The sequence below is a fragment of the Flavobacterium poyangense genome (assembly GCF_011751075.1).
GTDB classification, from domain to species: domain Bacteria; phylum Bacteroidota; class Bacteroidia; order Flavobacteriales; family Flavobacteriaceae; genus Flavobacterium; species Flavobacterium poyangense.
On the sequence record NZ_JAALLN010000016.1, the window covers coordinates 97,008 to 110,874 of the forward strand.

Genomic DNA, 13,867 nt, shown 5'->3' on the forward strand with positions numbered 1-13,867 from the left:
TTTGAATAGTGTTATTTAATTGAATTTTAATTAGTTATATATGATCTTGTTCTGTATTTTTGGTCTAATTACATACCCATTTTTGAGAAATAATATTAATTTACTACTAACAAGCCATGTTTGAATTAGAAATCATTTTATTCATTATAGCCTATACTACCCTAAGTATTTCCTTAACGTTTGCTTTTATTTGTTACAAACGTAATATGGAAACACAGGAGACTCTCGCTCTTATTATCTCTTTGTTACTTCTCATTATTTCGATATCAGTTTCTCCATTATTAAAAAGGTCGGGGCACGGTTTTTTTTCCAATCTCTTTACGATTTCGGCTATGGTTATAGTGGGTACTACCACACTTTTAAATACTTTAAAAGAGCGTCAGCATAAACTTCGCAATATTGTTAAAGAGCTCTGTTTGGGATTGGGGATAGCTATACTTTTCATTGTTAATGTTGTTTCATTTTTTCATATAACAAAATATGCTGAGTGGCTTGCTGTAGGTTATCTGATCTTTTCTATCCTGGTTTCAATGCTTATCACCAGAACCTCTGAACCAAAAATTAAACTGAATCCAAAAACAGACTCTGATCGCTTGTTTGCAATAGTATTGTTAGTGACCGTGCCTCTTTATTTAATTTTGCAGTTTAAATTTTGTGTCTCTTGCCCGGATCCTTCAATAGGTTTCCTGCTTCCTCTATTGTTTTCAATTATTGCAATTAATAAAATAATTGATGATGTTAATCGCTTATCCATTTTAAAGAATAATACAGGAAATTTGGAACAGAATCTAACCGGTTATGGACTTAGTGATCGTGAAACGGAAGTGGCACAATTATTATCACAGGGATTGAGTTATCAGTCTATTTCAGAGCAATTGTTTATCTCTATCCCAACTGTAAAAACGCATACGAGTAATATCTACCGAAAATGCAATATAAAAAGCAAATACGAGCTCATGAAAATTGTTTTTTATTAATAATCAAACCTGTTTGGTGCATTTGTTTTTTAACACATAGATCACAAGGATTTTTGCTTGTTTTGATTGCAAAGCCAGTAAAGTATTAGCACAAAGCAAAGTCTTTTTCACGCAGATTTTGCAGATTAAGCCGATATTTGTTTTGTGTACAGATAAAAACAATCTGCTAAATCTGCGTGAAAACTTTTTAAGAAGCGAAATCTATGTTTCTATGTGTTAAATATAATTTTTACAATACGGGCTCATTAAAATCGTATTCTGTTAATAATCAAGGCTCATACTTTTGTATGAAATTTAAAATCGCTTATTTTTCATACCAATTGCTGATTTCTTCTGTGTTTTCAGGTCAATACTTTTGTCGGGAACAATTAAAGATAAAAGCAAAAGTATGTTTAAAAAAATTCTACTCAGTTTACTAATATCGTACACTTCAAAGATATTAGCTCAAGATTCCATTCCAGCAAAGACTAACAGACAGCGATTGAATTTCGCAAAGACTTATTTTGAGGTTGGTGGTACTTATGTAAGTCCGTTTAAAGGGAAAAAAAATCAGGATAATACAATTGTAACGTTTGATCATGCTGCGACTATTAATCAATATCTTACCTGGGGAGGATTCCATTTTTGGGGTCATGCCGAATTTTATGTGACTTTTCCGCTCAACCAGTTCTATCTGAAGGAAAAACCAAAAGACACCTATAAACTGGAGCAATCCGTTGTTACCGGAGCAAGAATATATCCCTGGGCAATAGAGGAAGGAAAATTAAGACCTTTTATAGGCATTGGTTGGGAATCATTAGAGTTTAAACAAAGTATCGATTCTGATGAAAGTAGCACTAAATTGGCAAAAGATTTTCTTTTAAACCTTGAAACCGGTCTGTTATATAACTATAAAAACTTCGGATTACGCTTTGCAGTGCTTTACAATGCCGATAATCAGTGGGAATACCCTTTAGACAAAGTCCAAAAAGCAAAAATTAAAACTCCACCAATCAGCGCTTCTTTAGGTTTACTGTATTCTTTTGATTCCTCAAAAGATACTGCAAAAGAAAACATTGATAAATGGAATAGTTATCCTACTGTAAGTAGATTATCCGACCACGCAACCAGGACAGGTGACTTTTTTATAGGTGTTGGTCCTTCTTTGTCTTTTTCGCTAAGTAAATCAGATTACAATAAGATGAATCTCCCCTATTTAAAAGACAGACTAGTTTCTAAAAATTATTTTGATATTGCTGTAGGATATCATTTTAATAAAGCCAATCTGTTTACAGCACTTTCATTCCGAAATCCGAAGTTTCAAACCAAAGGATATGGCACGGAACAAACTATCCAAAAAACTTCTTTAGCATTAGAAGTAAATAAATTCATAACAGATTATAATGGTTTTGCGCCCTATATTGGAGTTAACCTTGCGTATGATAAACTTAGCTACAAACTAAAAACGGATGACTTAACTAGTACTATCAAATATAAAGGAAAGTTAGAACCGGGTCTAACCGTTGGTTGGGATATTGTTCCCGGGAAAACGGATGAAGCCTTAATTTTAAGAACCAGTCTCAGATGGTATCCGCTTTCAGAATTTGATGTCGATGGGCAAAATTTTAGTTTCAAACAATTGGAGTATAATTTGATTCAGCTTGTTTTTTATCCGGAGAGATTGCAGAAGAAGCGTAGAAAGTAAAATCGAGATTACTCTTAAAAAAAAGCTAAAACGAAAGTTTTAGCTTTTTTTACTTCTATGTTTATTTCATTGATCTGTTTTTGTCAGCTAAAAAAGAGTTTAATTTTGCTAAATTAATGGAAGAACTTAAAAAAGACCTGCATTGACAAGGTTTGTCGAATTTGAGTTTGGGCTTATCAGTTTTAGATTTTATAACTTTATAAAGCAAATAAATCTATTTAACTTTTCGTCCTAACTTTTTTAAAACAGGGATTGATTTATTAAATTATTCCATACTAATAATTATAAATTCGCTTCGTCTGTTGGCTTGATGCTCACTTTCGCTACATATTACACCATCAGAACAATGATTCACTAACTTTGTTTCTCCATAACCTTTTGCGGTTAATCTACTTGCAGCTATGCCGTTTTTTACAAGCCATGCCATAGTGGATTTAGCTCTTCTGTCGGATAATTTTTCATTATATAAATGAGTTTGTCTACTATCTGTATGTGAGCGTATATCAATTTTTATTTTTGGATTTTGTTGCATTACTGCTAATATTTTCTCTAATTGAAAAGCCGCATCTTCACGGATAACTGATTTATCTAAATCAAAGTAAATGATCGGAATGTTTAAGGTTTTTGCTAAGTCAGTTCCTTTTCCGATATGTTTTATGCGTTGTTCTAACTGTAAAGGTAAGTTTGATTTTCCTGTAGTGTTCTCCGAAGTAATTTTGCCTTCTTTGGTTTCGTATTCTGCTTTTTCGGCTCTTACATAATAGGTTTTTCCGCAGTCTATTTCAAAAACATAGACTCCCTTTATATTAGTAATTGTTTCTTTTATCAACTCAAAATGTTCGTTAAACAAGCTTACTTTCGAAGTGTTCAACGGTGCCCCTGTCTCCAAATCACTGATTATTCCAGATAATTCTTGTTCACATATACTTATTTCTTTAAAGCGGTAGATGTCATCGTATCCCTTGCCGCCATTTCGATTTGAAGTAAAAAAACCGCTCTTAGTTTTAGTGTCTATTAAAAAAGCGAAATCGTCCTGTGGCCCATTTATGGGCTCTCCGATATTTTTTACTTCTTCAAAACGGCCATCACTTCTTATTTTAGAAACAAATATATCTAACCCTCCTAGTCCCGGTCTGCCATCACTGGCAAAGTAAAGCTCATTATCAGCGGATATGGATGGGAAGGTTTCCCGGCCTTCAGTATTGATAATCGCTCCTAAGTTTATTGGATTTCCAAAGCTTCCGTCATCATTAATTTTAACACTGAATAAATCAGATTGCCCCAATGTGCCAGGCATGTCTGAAGCAAAATAAAGCGTTTTTTCGTCTATACTCAATGCCGGATGCGCAATGCTATACTCGTTGCTGTTAAAAGGCAATTCGGTTACATTGCCCCACTTCCCTTCCTGCAATACTGCTTTGTAGAGTTTTAGTAAAGTTGAATTTTTAGAATCTTTTCCTTTTTTTCCATTAGAATAATTATTTCTTGTAAAATACATGGTTTGACCGTCTCTGGTAAAGACCGGCGTCGATTCGTGAAATCTGGAGTTAATGACGGTACTCAAACGTTCCGGTTTTCCCATTTGACCAGTTGGGCTTATTTCTGAACTGTATAGATTGGTATAGGATTGATTCGTCCATTTAAATACCTTTTTGAAGGCTCCGGTAGTATCTCTTGCTGATGCAAATATCAATTTGTTATTTAAAAATGAACTTCCATAATCTGAATACTCTGAGTTGATTCCTGCGTCAGCTACATCATAACGTCGGGAATTGGCTTTGATTTCATTGAGGTAGTTTTTTTGCTCCGTATATAGCTTTGCTCTTTGATCATTGCCGGATTTTTTGTTGAACTCCTCCATCAGTTTATCAGCTTTTTGATAGTCCCCTATCGATTTTAGAGTCTGTGCATAGCGGTAATAATATTCCGGTTCTTGTTCCTGATTCATTACGAAAAGTTCCTTGTACCATTTTTCGGCCTTGTCAAATTCAGCATTAAAGTAGTAGGCATTGGCCAGTTTCTGAAACATCTTTTCATCTTTATACCCTTTTTTGGCAACATGCTCATAGGTCGCGATGGCGTCAATATAATCGTATCGTTCATACTTTTTATCAGCTGCTTCTACTCTGTTTTTTTGCGCATAACTTTGTGAAGTCAAAATGCTGAAAAAGATACTGCATAGGAGGATTTTTGCTTTCATAGTTTGTACTGGATTTAGAAGAATCTAGGTGATATTATTCTGTTGTATCTGGTAAATAACTCGTAACGCAGAAAGATTTCATGAGATCCGGAATTGTAATTCCCTAATGATGTAGTGTCAAAATCATAACTGTAACCTATAAACCAGGATTTATTGATTTGAAAACCAACCATGGCACTCAAAGCTGCGCTCCATCGGTAAGATAAACCAGCAGCAAATTTTTCATTGACCAGGAAATTGGTTGATATATCGACCTGTAACGGTGCTCCCGGTACATACTTAGTTAATAAAGAAGGCTTAAAATCTACATCTGAGCTGATCTCAAATACATAACCTGCGATAAGCAAGTAGTTAATTTTTGACGTAACAATTTTACTTGTGGATGTTCCCTGTACATAATGATCGGTTTTTATAAGATAGGGAGCTGATAATCCTAAATAGCCTTTATCAGAATACAGATAAAATCCCAAACCTACGTTTGGAGAAACCCTATTGTTAATATTATTCTGAAAAACAGGATCTCCGGATTGTTGCGTAAGTTTGGTGAAATCAGCATTCAGCATATTGATGGTTCCTTTAAGACCAAAGGCTAATTTGTAATTGTCACCAGCTGGAATAGTAAAAGAAAAATCAAGAGAAATATCATTTTCTTCCGAAACTCCAATTTTATCATTTACTACTGACAATCCCAGACCTATATTACTCCCTGTGATTGGAGCATTTACAGAAAATGAATTTGTTACTGGTGCTCCTTCAAGTCCAATCCACTGATTTCTATGCAATCCAAAAAAGTTTATTGCTGGCCTGGAACCTGCATAAGCAGGATTAACAAGTGCTGTGTTGTACATATATTGAGTGAATTGCTCTCTATTCTGCGCATATGTTATAACGGATATAAACATATTTACTAATACTATAATTCTTGTTTTCATGTGAAGTTTTTTTTATCTTTCATTTAAGGCTGTGTAACATCTCAACGATTTTATTTAAGTGTAAAACATATTAATTCATACTTTTTAAGTAATCTCTATCGAAGACAAGAAGCATGGAAGAATCTATTTTATTTACATCTTAATTCCACTTCAATTCGAGGAAACCTGTTAAACTATAAGCGTTTGTTTTTTTGTCTGTGTAATTGATTATATAGTAATAGGTCCCTTCAGGTAATTTTTCGTTTCGGTTAACTGTTGTTCGTCCTTCAGACATTCCAACAAATCCTTTATCCATATCATTTGTATACTGATTGCGTTCAAAAACTAATACACCCCAGCGATTGTAAATCTGAACCGTATTGTTTGGGTAGCAGTCGAAATCATCTAAAGCTTTGACAAAGAAGAAATCATTTATTCCATCTATGATTCCTGGGGATACCGCATTGAATACTTTTATCGGATTAGTTTCAGAACATTCAGAACACACAGTGTTAATGATAATAACATCTGTTGTAGGCAATGAGATACAACCATCTTCATTGGTAACTGTAAAGTTGTACGTGCCTGGATTTAAGCCTGTAACTTGAGCTGTTGCTGTATTACCTTGTATTCCTCCCGGATTAATAGTCCAACTTCCTAATGGTAAATTGCTTAACACAACACTTCCTGTGGTTAAAGGGCACTGTGGTTGAACAGGAATGGCAGCTATTGGCGCTCCAGGACTAACTAGTATATCAGAATTGCTAAAAGAAGCAGAAATTCCAGAAATACAACCTCCATTAGATGCGGTCACAGTATAAGAAGTACCAATTGTCATCCCGGATATCAGTCCTGATCCTCCAACTGTAGGCCCTGTTGGGGTGAAAGTATAAGTATTAACGGCGCTATAATTGCTAATGGTGCTTGTTCCTGCTGCCAAACAAGTTGGTACAGTAGAACTTATTGTAGGTGTCGCAGGAGTTGGCAGTATATCAGAATTGCTAAAAGAAGCAGAAACTCCTGAGATACAACCTCCATTAGATGCGGTTACGGTGTAAGAAGTACCAATTGTCATCCCGGATATCAGTCCTGATCCTCCAACTGTAGGCCCTGTTGGGGTGAAAGTATAAGTATTAACTGCGCTATAATTGCTGATAGTACTGGTTCCTGCTGCCAAACAAGTTGGTACAGTAGAACTTATAGTTGGTGTCGCAGGAGTTGGCAATATATCGGAATTGCTAAAAGAAGCAGAAACTCCTGAAATGCAACCTCCATTAGATGCGGTTACGGTGTAAGAAGTACCAATTGTCATGTTTGCTATTAGTCCTGATCCTCCAACTGTAGGCCCTGTTGGTGTGAAAGTATAAGTATTCGCTGCGCTGTAATTGCTGATGGTACTAGTTCCTGCCGCCAAACAAGTTGGTACAGTAGAACTTATAGTTGGTGTCGCAGGAGTTGGCAATATATCGGAATTGCTAAAAGAAGTAGAAACTCCTGAAATGCAACCTCCATTGGATGCGGTTACGGTGTAAGAAGTACCGATTGTCATCCCAGATACGAGTCCTGATCCTCCAACTGTAGGCCCTGTTGGAGTAAAGACATATGTATTCGCTGCGCTGTAATTGCTGATGGTACTAGTTCCTGCCGCCAAACAAGTTGGTACAGTAGAACTTATAGTTGGTGTCGCAGGAGTTGGCAATATATCGGAATTGCTAAAAGAAGCAGAAACTCCTGAAATGCAACCTCCATTAGATGCGGTTACGGTGTAAGAAGTACCGATTGTCATCCCGGATATCAGTCCAGATGCACCCACTGTAGGTCCTGTTGGCGTGAAAGTATAAGTATTCGCTGCGCTGTAATTGCTGATGGTACTAGTTCCTGCCGCCAAACAAGTTGGTACAGTAGAACTTATAGTTGGTGTCGCAGGAGTTGGTAATATATCAGAATTGCTAAAAGAAGCAGAAATTCCGGAGATACAACCTCCATTAGATGCGGTCACAGTATAAGAAGTACCGATTGTCATCCCAGATACGAGTCCTGATCCTCCAACTGTAGGCCCTGTTGGAGTAAAGACATATGTATTCGCTGCGCTGTAATTGCTGATGGTACTAGTTCCTGCCGCCAAACAAGTCGGTACAGTAGAACTTATAGTTGGTGTCGCAGGAGTTGGTAATATATCAGAATTACTAAAAGAAGTAGAAACTCCGGAGATACAACCTCCATTAGATGCGGTTACGGTGTAAGAAGTACCGATTGTTATCCCGGATATCAGTCCTGATGCGCCTATTGTAGGCCCTGTTGGAGTAAAGACATATGTATTAACTGCGCTGTAATTGCTGATGGTACTAGTTCCTGCCGCCAAACAAGTTGGTACAGTAGAACTTATAGTTGGTGTCGCAGGAGTTGGCAATATATCGGAATTGCTAAAAGAAGCAGAAACTCCTGAAATGCAACCTCCATTAGATGCTGTCACAGTATAAGAAGTACCAATTGTCATGTTTGCTATTAGTCCTGATCCTCCAACTGTAGGCCCTGTTGGTGTGAAAGTATAAGTATTCGCTGCGCTGTAATTGCTGATGGTACTAGTTCCTGCCGCCAAACAAGTCGGTACAGTTGCGCTGATTGTAGGTGTCGCAGGAGTTGGTAATATATCGGAATTGCTAAAAGAAGCAGAAACTCCAGAGATACAACCTCCATTGGATGCGGTTACGGTGTAAGAAGTACCGATTGTCATCCCGGATATCAGTCCAGATGCACCCACTGTAGGTCCTGTTGGCGTGAAAGTATAAGTATTCGCTGCGCTGTAATTGCTAATGGTACTGGTTCCTGCCGCCAAACAAGTCGGTACAGTAGAACTTATAGTTGGTGTCGCAGGAGTTGGCAATATATCGGAATTGCTAAAAGAAGCAGAAACTCCGGAGATACAACCTCCATTGGATGCGGTTACGGTGTAAGAAGTACCAATTGTCATCCCGGATATTAGTCCTGATCCTCCAACTGTAGGCCCTGTTGGTGTGAAAGTATAAGTATTAACGGCGCTGTAATTGCCAATGGTACTAGTTCCTGCCGCCAAACAAGTTGGTACAGTTGCGCTGATTGTAGGTGTCGCAGGAGTTGGTAATATATCAGAATTGCTAAAAGAAGCAGAAACTCCTGAAATGCAACCTCCATTGGATGCGGTTACGGTGTAAGAAGTACCGATTGTCATCCCGGATATCAGTCCAGATGCACCCACTGTAGGTCCTGTTGGCGTGAAAGTATAAGTATTAACTGCGCTATAATTGCTGATGGTACTAGTTCCTGTTGCCAAACAAGTTGGTACAGTAGAACTTATTGTTGGTGTCGCAGGAGTTGGCAGTATATCAGAATTGCTAAAAGAAGCAGAAGCTCCTGAGATACAACCTCCATTAGATGCAGTCACGGTATAAGAAGTACCGATTGTCATCCCGGATATCAGTCCAGATCCTCCAACTGTAGGTCCTGTTGGTGTGAAAGTATAAGTATTAACTGCGCTGTAATTGCTGATGGTACTGGTTCCTGCTGCCAAACAAGTCGGTACAGTAGAACTTATAGTTGGTGTCGCAGGAGTTGGCAGTATATCAGAATTGCTAAAAGAAGCAGAAACTCCAGAGATACAACCTCCATTAGATGCAGTCACGGTATAAGAAGTACCGATTGTCATCCCAGATACGAGTCCTGATCCTCCAACTGTAGGCCCTGTTGGGGTGAAAGTATAAGTATTAACTGCGCTGTAATTGCTAATGGTACTGGTTCCTGCTGCCAAACAAGTTGGTACAGTAGAACTTATAGTTGGTGTCGCAGGAGTTGGCAGTATATCAGAATTGCTAAAAGAAGCAGAAACTCCAGAGATACAACCTCCATTAGATGCGGTCACAGTATAAGAAGTACCAATTGTCATGTTTGCTATTAGTCCTGAGCCGCCCACTGTAGGCCCTGTTGGCCTGAAAGTATAAGTATTAACTGCGCTGTAATTGCTAATGGTGCTTGTTCCTGCTGCCAAACAAGTCGGTACAGTAGAACTTATAGTTGGCGTCGCAGGAGTTGGCAGTATATCAGAATTGCTAAAAGAAGTAGAAACTCCTGAAATGCAACCTCCATTGGATGCGGTTACGGTGTAAGAAGTACCGATTGTCATCCCAGATACGAGTCCTGATCCTCCAACTGTAGGCCCTGTTGGTGTGAAAGTATAAGTATTAACGGCGCTATAATTGCTAATGGTACTGGTTCCTGCTGCCAAACAAGTTGGTACAGTAGAACTGATTGTAGGTGTCGCAGGAGTTGGCAGTATATCAGAATTGCTAAAAGAAGCAGAAACTCCAGAGATACAACCTCCATTGGATGCGGTTACGGTGTAAGAAGTACCAATTGTCATCCCGGATATTAGTCCTGATCCTCCAACTGTAGGCCCTGTTGGCGTGAAAGTATAAGTATTAACTGCGCTATAATTGCTGATAGTACTGGTTCCTGCTGCCAAACAAGTCGGTACAGTAGAACTTATAGTTGGTGTCGCAGGAGTTGGCAGTATATCAGAATTACTAAAAGAAGCAGAAACTCCAGAGATACAACCTCCATTAGATGCTGTCACAGTATAAGAAGTACCAATTGTCATGTTTGCTATTAGTCCTGATCCTCCAACTGTAGGTCCTGTTGGCGTGAAAGTATAAGTATTCGCTGCGCTATAATTGCTAATGGTACTGGTTCCTGCCGCCAAACAAGTTGGTACAGTTGCGCTGATTGTAGGCGTCGCAGGAGTTGGCAGTATATCAGAATTGCTAAAAGAAGCAGAAGCTCCAGAGATACAACCTCCATTAGATGCAGTCACGGTATAAGAAGTACCGATTGTCATGTTTGCTATTAGTCCTGATCCTCCAACTGTAGGTCCTGTTGGCGTGAAAGTATAAGTATTAACTGCGCTATAATTGCTGATGGTACTGGTTCCTGCTGCCAAACAAGTCGGTACAGTAGAACTTATAGTTGGTGTCGCAGGAGTTGGCAGTATATCAGAATTGCTAAAAGAAGCAGAAACTCCAGAGATACAACCTCCATTAGATGCAGTCACGGTATAAGAAGTACCGATTGTCATCCCAGATACGAGTCCTGATCCTCCAACTGTAGGCCCTGTTGGGGTGAAAGTATAAGTATTAACTGCGCTGTAATTGCTAATGGTGCTTGTTCCTGCCGCCAAACAAGTCGGTACAGTTGCGCTGATTGTAGGTGTCGCAGGAGTTGGCAATATATCGGAATTGCTAAAAGAAGTAGAAACTCCGGAGATACAACCTCCATTAGATGCGGTCACAGTATAAGAAGTACCAATTGTCATCCCGGATATCAGTCCTGATCCACCCACTGTTGGTCCTGTTGGGGTGAAAGTATAAGTATTAACTGCGCTGTAATTGCTAATGGTGCTTGTTCCTGCCGCCAAACAAGTCGGTACAGTTGCGCTGATTGTAGGTGTCGCAGGAGTTGGCAATATATCGGAATTGCTAAAAGAAGTAGAAACTCCTGAGATACAACCTCCATTAGATGCGGTTACGGTGTAAGAAGTACCAATTGTCATCCCGGATATCAGTCCTGATCCTCCAACTGTAGGCCCTGTTGGAGTAAAGACATATGTATTAACGGCGCTGTAATTGCTGATTGTACTTGTTCCTGCCGCCAAACAAGTTGGTACAGTAGAACTGATTGTAGGTGTCGCAGGAGTTGGCAGTATATCAGAATTGCTAAAAGAAGCAGAAACTCCAGAAATACAACCTCCATTAGATGCGGTTACGGTGTAAGAAGTACCGATTGTCATCCCGGATATCAGTCCAGATCCACCTACTGTAGGTCCTGTTGGTGTGAAAGTATATGTATTAACGGCGCTGTAATTGCTAATGGTGCTAGTTCCTGCCGCCAAACAAGTTGGTACAGTAGAACTTATTGTAGGCGTCGCAGGAGTTGGCAGTATATCAGAATTGCTAAAAGAAGCAGAAACTCCAGAGATACAACCTCCATTAGATGCGGTTACAGTGTAAGAAGTACCGATTGTCATCCCAGAGATTAGTCCTGATCCACCCACTGTAGGTCCTGTTGGTGTGAAAGTATAAGTATTGGCTGCGCTGTAATTGCTAATGGTGCTGGTTCCTGCTGCCAAACAAGTCGGTACAGTAGAACTTATAGTTGGTGTCGCAGGAGTTGGCAGTATATCAGAATTGCTAAAAGAAGCAGAAACTCCTGAGATACAGCCTCCATTGGATGCAGTTACGGTATAAGAAGTACCAATTGTCATCCCAGATACGAGTCCTGATCCTCCAACTGTAGGTCCTGTTGGTGTGAAAGTATAAGTATTCGCTGCGCTGTAATTGTTAATGGTGCTTGTTCCTGCTGCCAAACAAGTCGGTACAGTAGAACTTATAGTTGGTGTCGCAGGAGTTGGTAATATATCAGAATTACTAAAAGAAGCAGAAACTCCAGAGATACAACCTCCATTAGATGCGGTTACGGTGTAAGAAGTACCGATTGTCATCCCAGATACGAGTCCTGATCCTCCAACTGTAGGCCCTGTTGGCGTGAAAGTATAAGTATTCGCTGCGCTGTAATTGCTAATGGTGCTTGTTCCTGCCGCCAAACAAGTTGGTACAGTAGAACTTATAGTTGGTGTCGCAGGAGTTGGCAATATATCGGAATTGCTAAAAGAAGCAGAAACTCCTGAAATGCAACCTCCATTAGATGCTGTCACAGTATAAGAAGTACCAATTGTCATCCCAGTGATTAATCCAGATCCACCCACTGTAGGCCCTGTTGGCGTGAAAGTATAAGTATTCGCTGCGCTATAATTGCTAATGGTGCTTGTTCCTGCTGCCAAACAAGTTGGTACAGTAGAACTGATTGTAGGTGTCGCAGGAGTTGGCAGTATATCAGAATTGCTAAAAGAAGCAGAAACTCCGGAGATACAACCTCCATTAGATGCAGTCACAGTATAAGAAGTACCGATTGTCATGTTTGCTATTAGTCCTGATCCTCCAACTGTAGGTCCTGTTGGCGTGAAAGTATAAGTATTAACGGCGCTATAATTGCTAATGGTGCTAGTTCCTGCTGCCAAACAAGTTGGTACAGTAGAACTGATTGTAGGTGTCGCAGGAGTTGGCAGTATATCAGAATTACTAAAAGAAGCAGAAACTCCAGAGATACAACCTCTATTAGATGCGGTCACAGTATAAGAAGTACCGATTGTCATCCCGGATATCAGTCCAGATCCACCCACTGTAGGTCCTGTTGGCGTGAAAGTATAAGTATTCGCTGCGCTATAATTGCTAATGGTGCTTGTTCCTGCTGCCAGACAAGTCGGTACAGTTGCGCTGATTGTAGGTGTCGCAGGAGTTGACAATATATCGGAATTGCTAAAAGAAGCAGAAACTCCAGAGATACAACCTCCATTAGATGCTGTCACAGTATAAGAAGTACCGATTGTCATGTTTGATATCAGCCCTGATCCACCCACTGTAGGTCCTGTTGGGGTGAAAGTATAAGTATTCGCTGCGCTATAATTGCTAATGGTGCTTGTTCCTGCTGCCAAACAAGTCGGTACAGTTGCGCTGATTGTAGGTGTCGCAGGAGTTGGCAGTATATCGGAATTACTAAAAGAAGTAGAAACTCCTGAGATACAACCTCCATTAGATGCAGTCACGGTATAAGAAGTACCGATTGTCATCCCGGATACGAGTCCTGATCCACCCACTGTAGGCCCTGTTGGCGTGAAAGTATAAGTATTAACTGCGCTATAATTGCTAATGGTGCTGGTTCCTGTTGCCAAACAAGTCGGTATAGTTGCGCTGATTGTAGGTGTCGCAGGAGTTGGCAGTATATCAGAATTACTAAAAGAAGCAGAAACTCCAGAGATACAACCTCCATTAGATGCGGTTACAGTATAAGAAGTACCGATTGTCATCCCAGATACGAGTCCTGATCCTCCAACTGTAGGTCCTGTTGGTGTGAAAGTATAAGTATTAACTGCGCTATAATTGCTGATGGTACTGGTTCCTGCTGCCAAACAAGTTGGTACAGTAGAACTTATTGTAGGTGTCGCAGGAGTTGG

General features: G+C 39.5%; 5 protein-coding genes. 2 read left to right on the plus strand and 3 right to left on the minus strand.

All coding sequences use genetic code 11. The features are described 5' to 3' along the window. Nucleotides 1-116 precede the first annotated feature (116 nt). Entirely contained in the window at nt 117-977 is an 861-nt protein-coding gene (locus G3A47_RS18760; RefSeq protein ID WP_166925157.1) for a response regulator transcription factor, read from the plus strand. A gap of 481 nt (nt 978-1,458) precedes the next feature. Next, nucleotides 1,459-2,661, plus strand: coding sequence for a hypothetical protein (locus G3A47_RS18765; protein WP_166925158.1), 1,203 nt, complete (start codon nt 1,459-1,461; stop codon nt 2,659-2,661). A 265-nt stretch (nt 2,662-2,926) separates the two neighbouring features. Here the strand turns inward: G3A47_RS18765 and G3A47_RS18770 are convergent, their stop codons facing one another. The 3 genes from G3A47_RS18770 to G3A47_RS18780 form a co-directional block, all read right to left on the minus strand. Next, on the minus strand, nt 2,927-4,861 hold the full coding sequence (locus tag G3A47_RS18770) for an OmpA family protein (protein WP_166925160.1): 1,935 nt from the start codon (nt 4,859-4,861) through the stop codon (nt 2,927-2,929). A 14-nt stretch (nt 4,862-4,875) separates the two neighbouring features. After that, nucleotides 4,876-5,793, minus strand: coding sequence for a PorP/SprF family type IX secretion system membrane protein (locus tag G3A47_RS18775; RefSeq protein WP_166925161.1), 918 nt, complete (start codon nt 5,791-5,793; stop codon nt 4,876-4,878). 139 nt (nt 5,794-5,932) lie between these two features. After that, entirely contained in the window at nt 5,933-13,822 is a 7,890-nt protein-coding gene (locus G3A47_RS18780; RefSeq protein ID WP_208328376.1) for a gliding motility-associated C-terminal domain-containing protein, read from the minus strand. Between the last annotated feature and the right edge of the window lie 45 nt (nt 13,823-13,867).